Consider the following 18,194-nt stretch of genomic DNA (forward strand, 5'->3'; position numbering starts at 1 on the left):
CTTTCGAGATTATACGTTTTGAGTTAATTGATGTACTGCGTTCGCCAATTCGTTCCAGGTACTTTCCAATTCCCGGTAAAAAATTTCTCCTTTATCTGTCATTGAAAAATACTTTCTTGGCGGCCCGGAACTACTTTCTACCCAACGATAGGTCAATAGCTCTGCATTTTTAAGACGAGTTAATAATGGGTAAAGAGTTCCCTCCAGGATATCCAGTTTTGCCTCTTTCATTTTTTCAATAATGTCTGACGGATAAACTTCCCCCTGTTTTATTATAGATAGTATGCAAAACTCTAGCACCCCTTTCCTCATCTGCGATTGTGTGTTATCTATATTCATGGCTAGTGAGCTTTAAAAAATGGTGGTTTTTGACAGTTGTTTTGATAGCTATTTTATCAACTTTCTGATACAAAGATAAGGAACATTTACTACTATGCAATACACAATACCATAGAAAGCAAAATAACTTGTTTTGAAAGTTACTACAATTTTAGCCTAAAAGTCCTCGCAGTATACATTTGCCAGGTAATAAACTAAATTGACCATTAAATTATTATTGACAAACGGTTTATATTGATGATAAACGGAAAATAATAATGTATGATCATAGATTTTTGCAATGTTAAAATGCTTTAACATTTTTTTAATTACTCAATTTATCATTTTTAATACTCCTCAATTATTTTTGTGTTTATAAAGTAGCATGAAAAAAGTTATCGGCATATTTCTATTGGCACTCATGGTGTCTCAATTACTTCCAATTAAGGAGGTAGGAAAGTTGCTGTTTAACAACCAGATTGTAGAAGAACATCCTGTTGATTGCGGAGTAGACCATGTGAAGATTGCAAAAGAATTGAAGTTTTGCAAACAGTTCGATGATAGTCTGCAGTTTAGTCTGTTACAGCTACAAGACACTAAACACTTCCGTATAATGGAAGATATTCCTAGCAACCCTGCTATGGAAATACACGCCCCGCCTCCAAACCAACTTATTGGTTAATTACGTCTTTTTCAACTGCAAGTCAGCGGTTGAGTTATTCTATCTGTTTACAAACAATTTTATTTAAAGCTGTCGGGCCCGGTTCGTATCTGCTATTGCTATACGTGTAAACTGTTGGTCCCCTCAGTAAATCTACTATTCTGTACTGTTCCGATTTCAGCTAATGCTGTTATCCGGAAGCGTGGTCCCTAAAAAGAAAAATTATGAACAAGCAGACATCAATCTTTTCAAATATAAAAGGCGATTTTTCAGCCGGCCTTGTAGTGTTCCTCATTGCGGTACCACTATGTTTAGGTATTGCCCTGGCCTCAGGTGCCCCCCTATTTGCCGGAATGATTTCAGGTATTATAGGTGGCCTTGTAATAGGCTTTCTCAGCGGTTCGCAATTGAGTGTAAGTGGCCCAGCAGCAGGTTTAACTGCTGTAGTATTAGTAGCTATCACTAAACTCGGTGTATTTGAAATATTCTTATTGAGCGTAGTTATTGCCGGTGTATTACAATTTTTAATGGGTCTGTTGAAAGCCGGAACTGTGGCCAACTACTTCCCATCAAATGTAATTACGGGTATGCTTACCGCTATCGGTATTATTATTATCCTGAAACAATTACCCCATGCATTTGGGTATGATGCCGACTCTGAAGGCGATCTCAATTTTATTCAGGTAAATGGTGATAATACTATTAGTGCACTTTTATCTACGCTGAATCATATCAACATAGGAGCAACCCTGATAACCTTAATCTCCATTTTCATTATTCTGTACTGGAGTAAGATCCCTAAGCTCAATGTAGTGCCAGCACCTCTGGTAGCCGTAATAACCGGAATTCTGCTCAATAGCGTTTTCTCCGGTAGTAGCGTGCTGGCACTGGGATCTAATCACCTGGTTTCGTTGCCCGTGCCTGATAGTTTTAGTGATTTCATACACCAATTCACCTTACCCGATTTCAGCGCCATCAGCAACAAAGAGGTTTGGATCACTGCATTTACTATAGCAATTGTAGCATCCATCGAAACCTTATTGAATGTTGAGGCCACAGATAAATTAGATCCTTACAAGCGCCACACTCCTCCTAACCGTGAGCTTAAAGCACAGGGTATTGGAAATATAGTGAGCGGTTTGATCGGTGGATTGCCTATCACTTCTGTAATCGTACGCTCCAGTGCTAATATCAATGCCGGTGGTAAAACCAAACTGTCTTCCATGATACACGGAACGCTATTACTGGTTTGTGCCGCCTTAATTCCGGCACTCCTGAATAAGATTCCGTTGGCTACATTGGCTGCCGTTTTACTGGTTACAGGTTACAAGCTCTGTAAGTTTTCCATCTTTAAGGAAATGTTTAAAAACGGGAAATACCAATGGGTGCCTTTCCTGGTAACCGTTGTTGCTATCGTATTTACAGACCTGCTAATTGGTATTGCATTGGGAATGGCAGTAAGCGTACTCGCAATTCTGAGAGGAAATATTAAAAGCTCCTATTACTTCAGTAAAGAAAAATACCATTCAGGAGCCGGTATCAGACTCGAACTGGCCCAGGAAGTGTCCTTCCTCAATAAAGCCAGCATACTGCTAACATTAGATCATATTCCGGGAGATATCAAATTGATCATCGATGCACATAATACGGAGTATATCGATTTTGATGTGTTGCAAACAATCAGGGAGTTTAAAGACATTAAAGCTCCTCAGAAAAACATTAAAGTGATCTTAACAGGATTTAAACCTGTATATAATATTCAGAATACACCCGATCTGACTGAAGAAGAACAGGAGAATCTGCGTTCACAAAATGTTCATACAATTTCTACCGGTAGCCATAAAGAGCTGCTGAAAGAATTACAACTAAACTAGAATGGGTTCTATTCCCTTTTTATCATCTTTTAAAAATGACAAAAATGAAAACACTTAATAAAGCATTACAATCGAAAATCACTCCAGCTCAAGCCCTTGAACTTTTAAAGGCAGGAAATAACAGATTTGTGGATAACCTCCGCATTAACCGTAACCTGCTTCAAATGGTAAACGATACCTCAGACGGTCAATGGCCTATGGCTGCTATAGTTAGCTGTATGGATTCCCGTACTTCTGCTGAATTGGTTTTCGATCAGGGCCTTGGTGATATTTTCAGTATTCGTTTAGCCGGTGCAGTTATCTCAGATAATGTACTTGGCAGCCTTGAATATGCCTGTAAAGTTGCCGGTTCTAAATTTATCGTGATATTAGGACACACTAAGTGCGGCGCTGTTAAAGGAGCTTGCGATGCAGTTGAATTAGGAAATCTTACCGGCTTATTAAATAAAATTGCGCCAGCTGTTTTTGCTGAAAAAACAGTGTCAGAAAATCGCAATTCACATAACAGCAACTTTGTTGAAGCTGTAAATAATATTCATGTAGAGCGTTCAGTTCAAGCCATAGTAGAACAAAGCAACATTCTTCGCGATATGATTCAGCGGGGTGAAATAGGAATTGTAGGAGCCATATATGATGTGGAAACCGGCATCGTGAGTTTTATGGATCACACACTTATATTGGAAAAAAACGAACCTGTTGAAGCTCTTGCCAGTTAAGAGCCTTCTTAATTGAAAAGATTGTCTGCTTGTTTAAAAAAGGGCATTAGTAACTTATTATCATTTAATTTAAAGGCAATGATAATACAGTTACTAATAGCCCTTATTATATTTAAAGTTTTCTAAGTCTTTCTGCTGCCGATACCAATGTTTCATCTTTTTTAGCAAAACAGAATCTTATTACTTTATTATCTGTGCCTTCCTGATAAAATGCAGATACCGGTATTGCTGCAACCCCTGCCTCTTTTGTAAGTCTGACTACAAAATCCTTATCTGCCTCATCAGAAATCCGATCATATTTCATCAGCTGAAAATAACTACCAGCACTATGTAGCGGTGTGAACTTGCTATCTTTCATCAGGGATAAGAACAAATCTCTTTTTCTTTGGAAGAAAGCCGGTAGTTCCAGATAATGATTAGGTTGCTCCAAAAATTTTGCTAATCCATATTGCATTGGAGTATTAACACTAAAGCATAGGAACTGATGCACTTTTCTATATTCATTCATTAAATGTGCAGGTGCCACACAATAACCCATTTTCCATCCGGTATTATGAAATACTTTTCCGAAAGAATATGCCACAAAACTGTTTCTGAAAATGGCCGGATAACGAAGAATACTTTGGTGTAAGGCATTATCGAAAATCAGATGCTCATACACTTCGTCCGACAAGACAACAAGATTAAACTGCTCTACCAATTTCTCCAGTTCCTGTAAATCGTTTGCCTGTAAAACACTGGCAGTAGGATTATGCGGCGTATTTACAATGATCATTTTAGTGCGTGCTGTGATTTTGCTTTGCACTACATCCCAATCGATATTATAGTTAGGATATACTAATGGGATACGAACAGGGATGCCACCATTCACCAAAATATTAGGAATATAACTATCGTAGGCCGGTTCAAATACAATCACTTCATCTCCGGGTCCGATGCAGGTTGCAATAGCGGTAAAAATAGCATAGGTACCACCAGGAGTAATAGTGATTTCAGAATCAGGATCTATAGTTTGATGATATAATGATTGAATTTTTTGGGCGATGGCTATTTTAAGAGCTGGTAATCCTGGCATAGGCGCATATTGATTATGGCCTTCAACCATAGCCTGATTTACCATGGCTTTTAATTCATCGCTACAATCGTAATCGGGGAAGCCCTGAGAGAGGTTAATTGCTTTGTGAGATGCTGCAAGCGCAGACATTACTGAAAATATGGTAGTACCAACGTTTGGTAACTTAAAATTCATAGTCATTTCTTTTGGTGCGACAATCAGCTCGAATGCCGCACCAAAGAAACGAAATTATTTAAAGGAACTTTTCACCTTTATTTCTCTTAATCTCCGCTACATATTCTTTGATCTGTTGTTCGTTTTCTTTCTTACAGATCATCAATACATCAGGAGTATCAATAACGATAAATTCATCAAGACCTTGTAATAGTACCAGCTTTTCATTAGGCACTTTTACCATACATTTTGTAGCATCGATGATCATTACATTCTTGCCCTGTACAGCATTCCCCAGATAATCCTTTTCAAGATTTTCATAGGCAGAAGCCCAGGTGCCCAGGTCGCTCCATCCAAAATTTGATGGAATTACATATACATTACTTGCCTTTTCCATTATACCATAATCTATAGAGATATTGGTACATTGAGGGTATACTTTTTCTATCGATTCTTTTTCCTGAGGTGTATTAAGATTATCGCTTATCTGCTCGAAAAGCTCATTCATTTCAGGCAGGTATTGTTTGAGTGCTGCCAGTATGGTATTCACGTTCCAAACAAAGATGCCTGCATTCCATAGGAAATCTCCACTTTGAAGGAATGTTTTTGCGAGTTCGAGGTTTGGCTTTTCTGTGAATGTTTTAACCTGGTAAACATTATCCGCAACATGCTGAGGCTCAAACTGAATATAGCCGTAACCTGTATCGGGGCGGGTAGGTTTAATTCCCAGTGTCAGCAATGCACTATGCTTCTGTACAAACAATAAGGCATTGAGACAGGCATTAGTAAAAGCCGGACCATCAACAATCAGGTGGTCTGCCGGTGCGCAAATAATATTTGCCTGTGGGTCCTGTTTATATATCTTGTGAGAGATATAAGCAACACAAGGAGCCGTATTTTTTCTTGATGGCTCATTTACAATATTTGCAACCGGTAATTCCGGTAATTGCTCGTGAACCTTATTGGTATATTGATAATGAGTTACTACAAAGATATTCTCCTTAGGAATAAATTGACAAAAGCGTTCATAGGTCCACTGCAATAAAGTCTTCCCTGTGTTAAGAATATCAAGGAACTGTTTGGGATTATCTGTCCGGCTTTGAGGCCAGAATCTGCTCCCTATTCCTCCTGCCATAATTGCCACATAAAAGTGACTGTTGAGTTGTGTCATTTCTATATAATTCCTTCTCTTATTAAATCATGTAAATGTATAATTCCCTGATAATAATTTCCTTCCATCACCAGCAATTGAGTTATATCATGCTGCCTCATCATATCTAAAGCATTAATAGCCAATTGATCTTGTTGAATAGCTTTAGGATTTAACGACATAATATCTTTTGCTTTGACGTCTGTGGTCGGCACATTCTTTTCCAGCATCCTCCTTAAATCTCCATCAGTAATTATTCCCTGTAAAATACCATTTTCGTCTAATACAGCCGTAACACCGAGCATTTTAGAGGAGATTTCAACTATAACTTCTCTTAAAGAACTATCAAGTTTAACTTTTGGAGACTGGTGCAGTTTGCTTAAGTCGCTCACTTTCAGGTAGAGTTTCTTTCCTAAAGCACCACCGGGATGAAATTTTGCAAAATCGGCAGCCGTAAATCCGTGATACTCAATCAAACAAACAGCGAGGGCATCTCCCATAGCTAATTGTGCTGTAGTACTGGTAGTTGGTGCCAGATTATTTGGGCAGGCTTCCTGACTTACTGTTGTATTAAGTACGAAGTCTGCTTCTTTAGCTAAAAAAGAATCAGTATTCCCAACCATAGCAATTAACTTATTGCCAAAGTTTCTGACTAAAGGAACCAGTACTTTAATTTCAGCAGAAGAACCGCTCTTGGAAATACACATAACCACATCATCTTCAGTAATCATACCCAAATCGCCATGTATAGCTTCTGCTGCATGCATGAAAAGTGAGGGAGTACCGGTAGAATTAAATGTAGCAACTATTTTTTGAGCAATTATGGCACTTTTTCCAATGCCCGTTACCACTACCCGACCCTTGCATTGCGCAATTAATTCTACAACCTGTTCAAAATCTGTATTTATAAACTGCTGCAAATCATTGATCGCTGATGCTTCCATCGCAATTGTGCGCCTGGCTACCTGTCCTATATTGATACTTTCGTTCCTTTTCATGTCGATTTACAAATTTATCATTTTTTAGTCAGCACTGACGCACTCAAGTAATTAATATTGATACTCCGGGCTTTTTTAGTTAACTTCGTGTCCCCTAAAAAACATATAAACATATTTCGTCATTTGTTAGTTCTTTAGAGTTTAAATTTGAATGCAATGGCTGTTGTTAAGGAACGTTTGATGGATGCATTACGCGAACACTTCGGGTTCGATTCCTTTAAAGGAAATCAGGAAAAAATAATAAATAGCATCCTGTCAGGCAAAGATACTTTTGTAATTATGCCAACGGGCGGAGGAAAATCGCTCTGTTACCAATTACCGGCATTGATGAGTCCGGGTTGTGCTTTAATTGTTTCGCCCCTTATTGCTTTAATGAAAAACCAGGTAGATTTAGTACGTGGTTATAGCAGTAAGGATAACGTAGCACATTTTCTTAATTCGACTTTATCAAAAGCGCAAATCAAGAAAGTAAGATCTGATTTGATGGCGGGAAAAACCAAACTACTTTATGTAGCACCGGAAACTCTCACCAAACAAGAAAATCTTGACTTTTTTAAGGAATTAGAGATCTCATTTATTGCAGTAGACGAAGCTCACTGTATATCTGAGTGGGGTCACGATTTCAGACCTGAATATCGTCGCCTGAAGGAAATGATTGATCAGATCAATGATAAGTTGCCAATCATTGCTTTAACTGCTACGGCTACGCCGAAAGTACAAAGCGATATTGTTAAGAACTTAGGATTGAATCAGGCTAATATCTTTATTTCTTCCTTCAACCGTCCAAACCTGTATTATGAAATCAGGCCCAAACGCAAGAAAGAACAAACTATCAAGGATATTGTCAAATTCATTCATCAACATAAAGGCAAAAGCGGAATTATCTACACATTAAACCGCAAAACCACTGAAGAATTAGCCGATATGCTGGTAGCCAATGGTATTAAAGCCGTTGCTTATCATGCCGGATTGGATAGTTCTACCCGTGCTCAACGCCAGGATATGTTTCTGCATGAAGATACTGAGGTAATTGTTGCAACAATTGCATTTGGTATGGGTATAGACAAGCCCGATGTTAGGTTTGTTATTCACTATAATATCCCTAAAAGTCTTGAAAACTACTATCAGGAAACTGGTAGAGCCGGCAGAGATGGCCTGGATGGCCATTGTATTTGCTACTATTCGCATAAAGATGTTCAGAAACTGGAGCATCTGATGCGTGATAAATCACTCAGCGAACGTGAAATGGGCGCTCAGCTGATCAACGAAACAGTAGCTTATGCCGAAAGCGCAGTGTGCAGACGTAAAGTAATACTTCACTATTTTGGTGAACAGTATGAAACCACCAATTGTGGACAATGCGATAACTGCCGCAATCCTAAGGAGAAAATAGAAGTGAAAAACAGGGTGGTGATCATGCTTAAAGCCATTCAGGCCCTGGAAGAACGTTTTGGCAGTGAATACGTTATCAATGTAATCACCGGCAAAATAAGCCCTCAGATCACTACCTATCGACATGATAAACTGGAAGTATTCGGAGAAGGAAAAGAATTCGATGCACACTTCTGGAATTCCCTCATGCGTCAGATGATGCTTGAAGGTTTGATAGAAAAAGATATTGAGGAATATGGTCTTTTAAAGATTACCGAAAACGGTAAGAAATTCCTCAAGAAACCATATTCTATCATGGTTGCCTTAAATCATCAGTTCGATGAAGATGCAATGGATGAAGAAGATGAAGCAGCTGCCGAATCTCAGGCCTCTGCAGATCCTGTGTTGTTCGAAATGCTGAAAGAGTTAAGGAAAAAAGTTTCAAAAGAAAAGAAACTCCCTCCTTTTGTCATCTTCCTCGAAACTTCCCTGGAAGATATGGCTACCCAATATCCTACTACCGTTCAGGAACTGGAAAAAATTCAGGGCGTCAGCAAAGGAAAAGCTATTCGCTATGGAAAACAGTTTCTGGATATCATTACCCGCTATGTAGAAGAACACAATATCACCCGACCAGACGATTTTGTGATGAAAAGCGTGGTAAACAAAAGCGGAATGAAGGTATTTATTATCCAAAATATTGATAAGAAAATACCACTGGAAACAATCGCCAAAAACAAGGAAATCACGCTCTCACAATTGCTCGACGAAATGGAAACAATTGTTGCCAGCGGCACTAAACTGAATATCGATTATTGCCTGGATGAAGAGCTCGACGACTACGCTGTTGACGAAATAATGGATTATTTTAAAGGTTGTGAAACATCCAGCCTTGCACTTGCCAGAGAAGAACTTATTGAGAACGACTATTCTTTGGAACAATTAAAGTTAGTTAGAATCAAATTCCTGGTAGAATACGGAAACTAAACAAATATGAGCATCAAATTAATTCAGGAAACCATAGCTCCTAACAGAGAAAAAGTAATTGCGCACCCGCTATACTCTGCATTACAAACAATTGATGATGTTCGCACCTTTATGCAATATCATGTGTATGCTGTTTGGGATTTCATGTCGCTGCTCAAAGGATTACAACAACAACTTACTTGCGTTACCCTCCCCTGGATTCCGGTCGGTAACGCAGCTACCAGATATTTGATTAATGAAATCGTTACCGGCGAAGAAAGCGATGTGGATAAAGACGGTAACCGTTGCAGTCATTTCGAATTATATGAGCAGGCTATGCTACAGGCAGGCGCAGATTGCTCAGCCATTCAGTCGGTTATTACTGCCGTAAAAAATGGTAACGATATTCAAACAATTCTGAATGCTCAGGATCTGCCTCCTGCAGTAAAAGGATTTCTAGGCTTTACCTTCGATGTTATCAACACCGGTAAAGCCCATATCATGGCCGCTGTATTTACTTTTGGAAGAGAAGACCTCATCCCTGATATGTTCCTCGAATTGGTAAAAGATCTGGACCAGAAATTCCCTGGAAAACTGGATACATTTATCTATTATCTCGAAAGACATATCGAAGTAGATGGTGATCATCACAGCCAATTAGCTATGCAAATGGTAAATGAACTGTGTGGAAATGATCAGAAAAAATGGGATGAAGCCGCCGAATATGCACGCCTGTCGCTACATTGGAGGCACGAACTTTGGAGCGGTATTCTTGCAGAAAAAGTAATTTTTTAAAATTTCTGCAAAAAAAATTTTGCAATTTAAAAGATTGTATTACTTTTGCAATCCCATCGAGAGAGATGGTAATACAAAAAGATGGTGCGGTAGCTCAGTTGGTAGAGCAAAGGACTGAAAATCCTTGTGTCGCCGGTTCGATCCCGGCTCACACCACACAGAAAAAGGTCACTAATTAGTGACCTTTTTTTATTGCCATATATCAGGCTATTAACTTTCTCTGTTCCCTGCTATGAAAGTAAAATCTATATTCTTAATTTGTATCTGAGGTTAACCAATTTCTCATTTTTGTAATCTCATGTACTATGATGAAAAATTATCCCAAAGCCTTTATTCAATTCTTCTATCCAAATAATAAACTGACAGACAGAATCCTTACTTCTGGTTCTATACTCTTTATCCTCACCAATTTATTGATCATAATATTATCCTTTAAGCAATTACCGGAGCAAATCCCTACTCATTACAATCTGGTAGGAAAGGTTGATAAATATGGCGACAAAAGTAATTTATGGATCCTGCTATTTGTTTCTGCCTTTATATTTATTGATCTTACAATCCTTATTCAAAGTAAATTCATCTTCAGAAACTATAAAGACCCCGATAAGATGAACCAACCTGATGATAAGAACGGAAGAAAAACACAATTAACGCTTACTGTTCTGAGGTTTATTATCTCTTTGATTTTTCTGATTATTACTGCTTATACGATTATAATTAGTAAGTGATAATTATCAATGTTTACTTAGCCTTTATTAAGAATCTTTCTTATTATTCCTATCACTTCATCTCTCCTCTCCCTAAACCGGAGCTCAGACATGGTTACCAAACGATCGAACATATGACTGGTACCAAGCCCGATAAACTGATTAAACATCTTTATATCCTGCTGTTCTATAATTTTCTTCTCTCTCCAACTCGAGGCAAGAATTAAGTAATGTGTTTCCATCCCCAGATGATTCAAATAAATCATGATATCCCTGATATCTCTCCTGCTTTCATCAAAACAAATACTTAATGGTGTTACAAAACTAACCTGACAGCTTATATGAGAATTAACAACTGATTTAATCTTATGTAAATGGTCGATCGCTCTAAAATTAGTATCTGAACTATTGATAACGATAAACCGCTCCTTCTTTTCCCAGGCAACCCGAATAGGTTGTTTAAATGGAAAGAAATTAGTTCGTCTGAAAAGTTCCTGAATAGTTCTTGATTTGCCAGAAAAAGGGCTACCAACAATAACAAAAAACTTCTGTAGGTTACGATGCATCCTACAAATTTCTTTCAATTAATTATTCTATCTGTTAATGAAAATACAATACCTAATCGATCTGCAAACTCTTTACAGGATTGGTTCTTAGCGTTTTTCCAAGCATAAGCATTATAACAGCCAGCACTAATCCTATAATCACTATTCCTACAATCAAAAATGGTGAAATGTCTAAATCAATTCTGTAAGAATAAGTGTTAAGCCATTTGTTTAGTAAATACCAGGCAAGTGGCCAGGCAACAAGATTTGAGGCTATAATAATCCATGAGAATTCCCTAACAAATAAGATCACAATATCCGTATAGGTTGCACCTAATACTTTGCGAATACCTACTTCTTTAGTTCTGCGTGTTATACTCATTGCAGAAATTCCAAGTATCCCTAAGGTTACTAATATAAAAGCAACAATAGTAGCTAACCTGGCCGCTTTTCGCATCCGTGTTTCCGTTTCATACATCTTGGCCAGATTATCATCAATAAACTTATAATCAAATGGTGAATGTGGAAATATTCGTTTCCATTCTTTCTGCAATGAGGCAATCTGCTGTGAAATACTACCATCATTCAATTTTATTGAAAGATGCCTATACACCAGAACTCCTTCTACCGTGCTAAAGAAAGTTGGTTGTATTTTATCTCTCATCGATCCAAATTGAATATCCTTCGTTACGCCTTTAATGTAAAATGTTGCAGGAGAATTGAAAAACTTAAGTGGCTGATTCAATGCCTTCTGTGGATCAAACCACCCTAATGCCCTCGCAGCAGATTCATTTATTACCAATTTCATCGAATCCTGAGATCCGCCCTCATAAAACGTTCCCGCTTTCATTCCTATACCGTAAACAGAAGTAAACCTATTGTCTGCCGCAATCGCCATCGCTGATATTCCACTGGTAGAATCTTTATCCGGCGTATATATTTTAGCATTATTTCCTAAATTTCCATCAGGGATTTCAAAAGATATCGACGCATCTTTCACCATAGAAAGAGATCTTAATTAATCTCTCTTTGCCATCATATTCTTTACCCCGCTGGCCGACCAATCTCTTGGTACCGGTACTGTAATAATCCTATCCTTATTGAATCCTAAATTGGATTGAAAGAAAAATGATACCTGCTTATTAATGACTATGGCTGTAATAAACACAACTATGGCCGTAGTAAATTGTACAGCTATTAAAATCCGCCTGATAAATTGCCGCTCCTGTACTGTCTTCAATTTCCCCTTCAATGCTGTTATCGATGGTTGTGCAGATAAAACAAATGAAGGATAAATACCTGCCAAAACTCCTGTTACCAAAATAATTCCAAGTGGTGCCAATGCAAACCATTTTGGAAGATTCCAGACTGCCGGTAAATCCTTCCCTACTATCTGATTGAAATATGGTAACACCACTACATAAAACCCAATAGCTACCAACAACGCAATGCTTACCAACAACAACGACTCAGCCATAAACTGTATGATCAATTGAGATCTCAATCCACCCATCGCCTTTCTTACTCCAATCTCTTTAATTCTCGTTAATGAATTACCCACAGTAATATTTACAAAGTTGATAATCGCCATTATCAATATAAAAACTCCGCCCAACACAAATACCAATATCATTTTTTTAGCCAAACCATTATCACTGGTCAAATACCAATCAGAAAAAGACACGGGTACTATTTTCAAATTCTTTTGTGTATCGGCTGAGGTATGTGTTTTTAATAGCTGCGCCAGTGGCTCTTTCAACTGGGCCGGCTTAACTCCTTTTTTTAATTTTACATATCCGATTGTACCAGGAAATTGCCAGTTAAATACTCCACGTCTGCCAAAATAGTCTATACTGGCAGGAGCTAAAAAAACTTCAGAAGATGGGTTACTATAGTTAGTGAGAGTATTGAACGGTAAATCTTTCAGTACAGCAGTTATTTCAAAATCTTTATTGTTATTATCGAATGATTGTATACGAATCGTTTTACCAACAACGTTAGTGGTTCCAAAAAACAATCTGGCTTTTGCAGCAGTTAATACAACTCCGTTAGGCTTTTCAAGGGCTGTTTCTTTATCACCATATAACACAGGTAAATCAAATACTTTAAATAAAGTAGAATCTCCAGGATGAATTTCGGTTCTGAACTGTTTATCACCTACTTCTACTATTGTAGTTATACCATCATGAACATATGCACTCTCTATAAGCGTTGGGTAATCCTGTATTAGTGATTTAGTTAGTTGTCCGAACGTTACAAACGGATATCCCATATTATCCTGTTTCCACTGACTCGTAAGAAGATATACCCGATTATCCTGGTCGAGGGGTTTATTTATGCTGTATTCATTATAAGCAAATGCACCTATCAACATTAAAAAAGTAATTCCAAATGCTAATCCACTTATATTAACTAAAGAGAAAAAAGGATGACGAATAATATTTCTCCCAGAAACCTTCAGATAGTTTTTTAACATGGCCAATGAGTTAAGCTCGGGTTGCTGTGCGAAAAGAATGCCCTTCAATATACTATTGATAATCAATCTAAAATAGATAAAATCTTGTTCGAAATCGTACAAAATATGTTCGTATACGCACAAGAAAAAAATATTTGTATTTTGTACGCTTATTCCCGTACATAAAATTGATAATATGAAAAAACTGTGGGCCTTTGCCTTGTTACTTATAAGTGCTTCTTTGCATGCCCAGCAAATACGTATAGCCACAGAACATATAAGCCTGGTTTACCGCGTAAATCAGCATGGTCGACTAATTCAACAATATCTGGGCTCACAGCTTACCCCCTCCGGAGCCGATACGCTGATTCAGAACAACCAGGAGGCTTACATCACTGCTGGTATGGAAAGTTTATTAGATCCGGCCATCAGAGCAGTACATAACGATGGTAATCCTTCGTTGGAATTAAGGTATGTTAGTTCAACCACTACCACCAATAATGGGGTAAACCATACAGCTATCACCCTGAAAGACCCGGTTTATCCTTTTACTGTAGTACTGCACTTTGAGGCTTTTTATAAAGACGATATCATAAAAACATGGTCTGAAATCAAACATACAGAAAAGAAGCCTGTAAAGCTTACAGCCTATGCCTCCGCAATGTTGCATCTCGACGCCAATAAATATTGGTTAACCCAGTTTCATGGCGATTGGGCTAAGGAAGCTGACCTACAGGAACAATACCTTACTACCGGTATGAAAATTCTGGATAGTAAACTGGCTGTAAGAGCCAATATGCAACAATCTCCCTTCTTCCTGTTATCTCTAAATCAGCCTTCCTCAGAAGAAACAGGTACTGTACTTGCAGGAACGCTGGCATGGACAGGCAACTTCAAATTTGGTTTTGAAGTAGATGAGCTTAATAAATTGCATATTAATGCAGGTATAAACCCTTATGCCAGCGACTATTCACTCGAACCTAATGAAACCTTTACCACTCCGGCATTCATCTTTACTCTTTCTGATCATGGTAAAGGTATTGCCAGCAGAAACTTCCATCGCTGGGCATTGGCAAACGGGGTACTGGATGGATATTCTCCACGGCTCACTTTATTAAACAACTGGGAAGCAACCGGTATGGATTTCAATGAAGAAAAGCTTACAGCGCTCTTCGATGAAACCAAAAAATTAGGCGTGGATATGTTTTTACTAGACGATGGCTGGTTTGCCAACAAATATCCAAGAAATGCCGACAATGCCGGATTAGGTGATTGGGAACCCAATAAAACAAAATTACCTCATGGTTTGGGCTACCTGGTTAAAGAAGCTGAAAAAGCCGGTGTTAAATTCGGCATCTGGCTGGAACCTGAAATGGTAAACCCTAAAAGTGAATTATATACCCAACATCCCGATTGGATATTAAGACTGCCCAACAGAGACGAGCACTATTATCGCAACCAGATGGTGCTTGACCTGACAAACCCCGCGGTTCAGGACTTTGTTTTCGGAGTTGTGGATAAGACTCTTACTGCCAGTCCGGGTATCGCCTATATCAAATGGGATTGCAATCGTATGCTCACCAATGCTTACTCTCCTTATTTGAAAGACAAACAATCACATTTATTTATAGATTATACCCGCAGTTTGTATAAAGTGCTGGACAGAGTAAGAGCCAAGTATCCTCATCTGCCGATCATGCTTTGTTCTGGCGGTGGTGGCCGTACAGATTTTGGTGCATTAAAATATTTCACGGAATTCTGGCCTAGCGATAATACAGATGGATTAGATAGAATCTATATTCAATATGGTTATTCACATTTCTTCCCTGCCAATACTATTTCAGCGCATGTGACCAATTGGGGCAAGCAATCGCTAAAATTCCGTACAGATGTAGCGATGATGGGTAAACTTGGATACGATATCAAAGTAAGTGATTTCACTCCACAGGAATTGCAGTTTAGCCAGGAAGCCGTAAAAACGTATAACCGTATCAGTGATATAGTATGGTATGGAAATCTTTACAGGTTAGTATCTCCTTATCAGGAAAACAGAGCAGTATTCCAATATACCAGTGAAGATAAAACCAAGTCGGTAATCTTTAGTTATCTGATGAATGTTGGAAAGAACGACCAGTTCAATTTGGTTAAGTTACAGGGATTGGATCCGGCAAAGAAATACAGGATCAAAGAAATTAACCTTTTCCCGGGTTCCAATTCGAGATATCATTTCAATCAGGTTTACAGCGGAGATCTGTTAATGAAAGAAGGTATTCAGTTATTACCAGGATGGGCTAGTTCATTGACCAGCAATATTCTTGAAATAACGGCAGAATAAGGCTCAATTCTCAATAAATGGGATGTCTGGTTCGTCAAGGACCAGACATTCTTTTTTTACCCCTTTAAATGCGTAATTTCAACCTAGTTTAACCTTTGGGTGTTAATAAATCTAAATTGAAAAGGTGAAATCTCTAATCGAATTTCTTACCGGAACGGAATGGCATATTGCTTATAAGATTGGTAGTGTTGTTCTCATATCATTGATGTTAGTTGGTATTATGGCCACCATTGTACTCGAAAACAGGAATCCTGTTAAGGCGGTGGCATATATACTGATATTAGTTTTTATTCCGATTGTAGGGTTAATCGTTTATTATTATTTAGGAAGAGACCTGAGGAAGAAAAGGCGCTTTACTTTAAAGGGAAGTAAAGATGAGACGTTATTTCTCCAGTATTGGGAGGCACAAAAAGCAGAAATAGAAAGGCGGCAGATCAATCTGCGGCAATTGGTGGGAAGTAAGCAGGAAATCTCCTCTATGTTACTAAACAGTCGCCAGTCGTTGTTGACCCGCAACAACCAGGTACAACTACTGATCAATGGAGAGGAAAAATTTCCGGCAGTTTTTTCGGCATTGAGGGCTGCCAGGCATCATATTCATATAGAATATTACATGGTAGCGGCAGATGATGTAGGAAATGAATTAACGGATATCCTTATCGAAAAATTAAATCAGGGAGTTCAGGTACGGTTTATATACGATGATATGGGTAGCGATAGAATCGGAGATATTCCTAAACGTTTAAAAGAGAATGGCGCATTAGTATATCCCTTTTCACCAGTAAAGATCAATTTTTATCTGAATGCCAATTACAGGAATCACAGAAAAATAATAGTGGTTGATGGTACTACAGGCTTTGTAGGTGGAATCAATTTAGATGAAAGATACATCAATAATGGCAAGCATAAATTATACTGGCGGGATACACATTTGAAAATAGAAGGTGATGCAGTAAATATACTGCAATTACAATTTCTCATGAGTTACCGGTATTGTAGTAAAGAAGTTTTTCCGTTTGAGGAACCTTATTTTATGAGAGCAGAATTAACTGGTTCGTCGTATGCAGATATAGTAGCAAGCGGGCCAGACTCTGAATGGCCGGTGGCAATGCAGAGTATATTGATGGGGATTAATCTTGCAAAAAGAAGGGTTAGGATTTGTAATCCATATTTTATACCCACAGAAGAAATTCTGACAGCAATGCAAATGGCAGCTATTGCGGGTAAGGAAATAGAACTAATGTTGCCATTAAAGGGAGATTCATATATAGTGCAGCATGCAGCATTATCTAACATGAAACCATTGTTAGCAGCGGGTATAAAAGTCTTCTTCTATACCCGTGGGTTTATTCATGCTAAAACAATGGTGATAGATGATAATATTTCCTGGGTTAGTTCAGTAAATTTTGATAACAGGAGTTTCTATTTAAACAATGAAATTGGCGCACTTATTTATGACCCTGAAGTAGCGGCCAAATTGAATAAGAGTTTTGAAGACGACTTACTTTATTGTATTCCTGTTCAGGAAACCCGATGGAATAAAAGAAATATTATGAAACGGTTTATGGATGGCTTATGTCGCTTGCTGACTCCGTTATTATGAGTCAAGTTCTCTATCGTCGTCTTCAAAATCAAGAAATTCTCCGTTATCATCTTCCAGGTCTTCATGCCTGTCGCCACCGAGGCTGTAGATATTATTTTCTTCATCCTCTTCTCCGATATTCTCCGCTTCGTCGTCTAGTTCGGCACCAGGTACATCGAGGTCATCTCCTACTTTGTCCTCTCTCCATTTTTCTTCCTGTTCATCGCTTTTTTCGAAGGGATAGTCTTCCCGATCCGGTAATTCACTATTATGTCTGAAAGACGTGGTAACGTCATTCATATCGATATTAGCTTCTTTATCATTATTCATGATATCATCACTTGCGGGATAAGAGGGATAGCCAGGAAATTGTTGATCTCTTGAATCTTTAGTTGATTTCCCCGGTTTCTTCTTTTTATTTTTATCGTCCATGATTATCAATTTTAATTATGTAGTCAAAAAGCCGTGCCATAGCGATCATGGTTTATATTTA

Annotated in this window: 16 protein-coding genes and 1 tRNA gene; 9 read left to right on the top strand and 8 right to left on the bottom strand. The window is 38.2% G+C overall.

Going from position 1 to position 18,194, the window contains the following annotated elements:
• Positions 1-9: 9 nt before the first annotated feature.
• The gene (locus tag DVR12_RS10205) at positions 10-339 is read right to left on the bottom strand and encodes a PadR family transcriptional regulator (protein WP_116975574.1); all 330 of its coding nucleotides are present in this window, start codon (positions 337-339) and stop codon (positions 10-12) included.
• A gap of 364 nt (positions 340-703) precedes the next feature.
• On the opposite strand from DVR12_RS10205, the gene DVR12_RS10210 reads away from it, so the two are divergent.
• The 3 genes from DVR12_RS10210 (at position 704) to DVR12_RS10220 (ending at position 3,569) form a co-directional block, all read left to right on the top strand.
• Positions 704-1,000 carry a hypothetical protein gene (locus DVR12_RS10210; protein ID WP_116975575.1) on the top strand — a complete coding sequence of 99 codons (297 nt, stop codon included), beginning with the start codon at positions 704-706 and terminating at the stop codon, positions 998-1,000.
• A 203-nt stretch (positions 1,001-1,203) separates the two neighbouring features.
• Positions 1,204-2,853: a SulP family inorganic anion transporter gene (locus tag DVR12_RS10215; protein WP_116975576.1), complete on the top strand. Its 1,650-nt coding sequence runs from the start codon at positions 1,204-1,206 to the stop codon at positions 2,851-2,853.
• Between the two features lie 44 nt (positions 2,854-2,897).
• Positions 2,898-3,569, top strand: a complete 672-nt coding sequence (locus DVR12_RS10220; RefSeq protein WP_116975577.1) for a carbonic anhydrase family protein — start codon at positions 2,898-2,900, stop codon at positions 3,567-3,569.
• A gap of 112 nt (positions 3,570-3,681) precedes the next feature.
• Here the strand turns inward: DVR12_RS10220 and DVR12_RS10225 are convergent, their stop codons facing one another.
• Genes DVR12_RS10225 through DVR12_RS10235 form a run of 3 tightly spaced genes read right to left on the bottom strand, consistent with a single transcriptional unit; the run spans position 3,682 to position 6,945 of the window.
• Positions 3,682-4,818, bottom strand: a complete 1,137-nt coding sequence (locus tag DVR12_RS10225) for a methionine aminotransferase (RefSeq protein ID WP_233522278.1) — start codon at positions 4,816-4,818, stop codon at positions 3,682-3,684.
• Positions 4,819-4,876: 58 nt separating this feature from the next.
• Positions 4,877-5,968: a mannose-1-phosphate guanylyltransferase gene (locus DVR12_RS10230; RefSeq protein ID WP_116975579.1), complete on the bottom strand. Its 1,092-nt coding sequence runs from the start codon at positions 5,966-5,968 to the stop codon at positions 4,877-4,879.
• A 2-nt stretch (positions 5,969-5,970) separates the two neighbouring features.
• A complete protein-coding gene (locus tag DVR12_RS10235; protein ID WP_116975580.1) occupies positions 5,971-6,945 on the bottom strand; it encodes a KpsF/GutQ family sugar-phosphate isomerase in 975 nt (324 codons plus the stop codon).
• A 156-nt stretch (positions 6,946-7,101) separates the two neighbouring features.
• Between DVR12_RS10235 and recQ the strand changes: the two genes are divergently transcribed.
• From recQ to DVR12_RS10255, 4 genes are all read left to right on the top strand, one after another.
• A complete protein-coding gene (gene recQ, locus DVR12_RS10240) occupies positions 7,102-9,303 on the top strand; it encodes a DNA helicase RecQ (protein WP_116975581.1) in 2,202 nt (733 codons plus the stop codon).
• A 6-nt stretch (positions 9,304-9,309) separates the two neighbouring features.
• Positions 9,310-10,077, top strand: a complete 768-nt coding sequence (locus DVR12_RS10245; RefSeq protein ID WP_116975582.1) for a DUF3050 domain-containing protein — start codon at positions 9,310-9,312, stop codon at positions 10,075-10,077.
• A gap of 83 nt (positions 10,078-10,160) precedes the next feature.
• Positions 10,161-10,233 (top strand) — tRNA-Phe (locus DVR12_RS10250).
• A gap of 149 nt (positions 10,234-10,382) precedes the next feature.
• A complete protein-coding gene (locus DVR12_RS10255) occupies positions 10,383-10,805 on the top strand; it encodes a DUF1648 domain-containing protein (protein ID WP_116975583.1) in 423 nt (140 codons plus the stop codon).
• A gap of 17 nt (positions 10,806-10,822) precedes the next feature.
• Here the strand turns inward: DVR12_RS10255 and DVR12_RS10260 are convergent, their stop codons facing one another.
• From DVR12_RS10260 to DVR12_RS10270, 3 genes are read right to left on the bottom strand one after another with little or no spacing between them, the layout of a single operon-like run.
• Complete coding sequence (locus DVR12_RS10260; RefSeq protein WP_116975584.1) at positions 10,823-11,350, bottom strand: hypothetical protein; 528 nt, start codon at positions 11,348-11,350, stop codon at positions 10,823-10,825.
• 52 nt (positions 11,351-11,402) lie between these two features.
• Entirely contained in the window at positions 11,403-12,332 is a 930-nt protein-coding gene (locus DVR12_RS10265) for an ABC transporter permease (protein WP_116975585.1), read from the bottom strand.
• A 15-nt stretch (positions 12,333-12,347) separates the two neighbouring features.
• Positions 12,348-13,805 carry an ABC transporter permease gene (locus tag DVR12_RS10270; RefSeq protein ID WP_116975586.1) on the bottom strand — a complete coding sequence of 486 codons (1,458 nt, stop codon included), beginning with the start codon at positions 13,803-13,805 and terminating at the stop codon, positions 12,348-12,350.
• Between the two features lie 175 nt (positions 13,806-13,980).
• On the opposite strand from DVR12_RS10270, the gene DVR12_RS10275 reads away from it, so the two are divergent.
• A complete protein-coding gene (locus DVR12_RS10275; RefSeq protein WP_116975587.1) occupies positions 13,981-16,119 on the top strand; it encodes an alpha-galactosidase in 2,139 nt (712 codons plus the stop codon).
• A gap of 124 nt (positions 16,120-16,243) precedes the next feature.
• Complete coding sequence (cls, locus tag DVR12_RS10280; RefSeq protein ID WP_116975588.1) at positions 16,244-17,722, top strand: cardiolipin synthase; 1,479 nt, start codon at positions 16,244-16,246, stop codon at positions 17,720-17,722.
• Here the strand turns inward: cls and DVR12_RS10285 are convergent.
• Positions 17,717-18,133 (bottom strand): hypothetical protein, encoded by a 417-nt coding sequence (locus DVR12_RS10285; protein WP_116975589.1) that lies wholly within the window; start codon positions 18,131-18,133, stop codon positions 17,717-17,719. The two genes, cls and DVR12_RS10285, sit on opposite strands and share 6 nt — an antisense overlap.
• Positions 18,134-18,194 lie beyond the last annotated feature (61 nt).

The sequence above is a fragment of the Chitinophaga silvatica genome (genome assembly GCF_003419895.1).
Lineage (GTDB): Bacteria > Bacteroidota > Bacteroidia > Chitinophagales > Chitinophagaceae > Chitinophaga > Chitinophaga silvatica.

Coding starts and splice junctions, on each gene's coding strand:
- DVR12_RS10205 (WP_116975574.1), bottom strand. CDS start 339: ATGAATATAGATAACACACAATCGCAGATGAGGAAAGGGGTGCTAGAG.
- DVR12_RS10210 (WP_116975575.1), top strand. CDS start 704: ATGAAAAAAGTTATCGGCATATTTCTATTGGCACTCATGGTGTCTCAA.
- DVR12_RS10215 (WP_116975576.1), top strand. CDS start 1,204: ATGAACAAGCAGACATCAATCTTTTCAAATATAAAAGGCGATTTTTCA.
- DVR12_RS10220 (WP_116975577.1), top strand. CDS start 2,898: ATGAAAACACTTAATAAAGCATTACAATCGAAAATCACTCCAGCTCAA.
- DVR12_RS10225 (WP_233522278.1), bottom strand. CDS start 4,818: ATGAATTTTAAGTTACCAAACGTTGGTACTACCATATTTTCAGTAATG.
- DVR12_RS10230 (WP_116975579.1), bottom strand. CDS start 5,968: ATGACACAACTCAACAGTCACTTTTATGTGGCAATTATGGCAGGAGGA.
- DVR12_RS10235 (WP_116975580.1), bottom strand. CDS start 6,945: ATGAAAAGGAACGAAAGTATCAATATAGGACAGGTAGCCAGGCGCACA.
- recQ (WP_116975581.1), top strand. CDS start 7,102: ATGGCTGTTGTTAAGGAACGTTTGATGGATGCATTACGCGAACACTTC.
- DVR12_RS10245 (WP_116975582.1), top strand. CDS start 9,310: ATGAGCATCAAATTAATTCAGGAAACCATAGCTCCTAACAGAGAAAAA.
- DVR12_RS10255 (WP_116975583.1), top strand. CDS start 10,383: ATGATGAAAAATTATCCCAAAGCCTTTATTCAATTCTTCTATCCAAAT.
- DVR12_RS10260 (WP_116975584.1), bottom strand. CDS start 11,350: ATGCATCGTAACCTACAGAAGTTTTTTGTTATTGTTGGTAGCCCTTTT.
- DVR12_RS10265 (WP_116975585.1), bottom strand. CDS start 12,332: ATGGTGAAAGATGCGTCGATATCTTTTGAAATCCCTGATGGAAATTTA.
- DVR12_RS10270 (WP_116975586.1), bottom strand. CDS start 13,805: ATGTTAAAAAACTATCTGAAGGTTTCTGGGAGAAATATTATTCGTCAT.
- DVR12_RS10275 (WP_116975587.1), top strand. CDS start 13,981: ATGAAAAAACTGTGGGCCTTTGCCTTGTTACTTATAAGTGCTTCTTTG.
- DVR12_RS10285 (WP_116975589.1), bottom strand. CDS start 18,133: ATGGACGATAAAAATAAAAAGAAGAAACCGGGGAAATCAACTAAAGAT.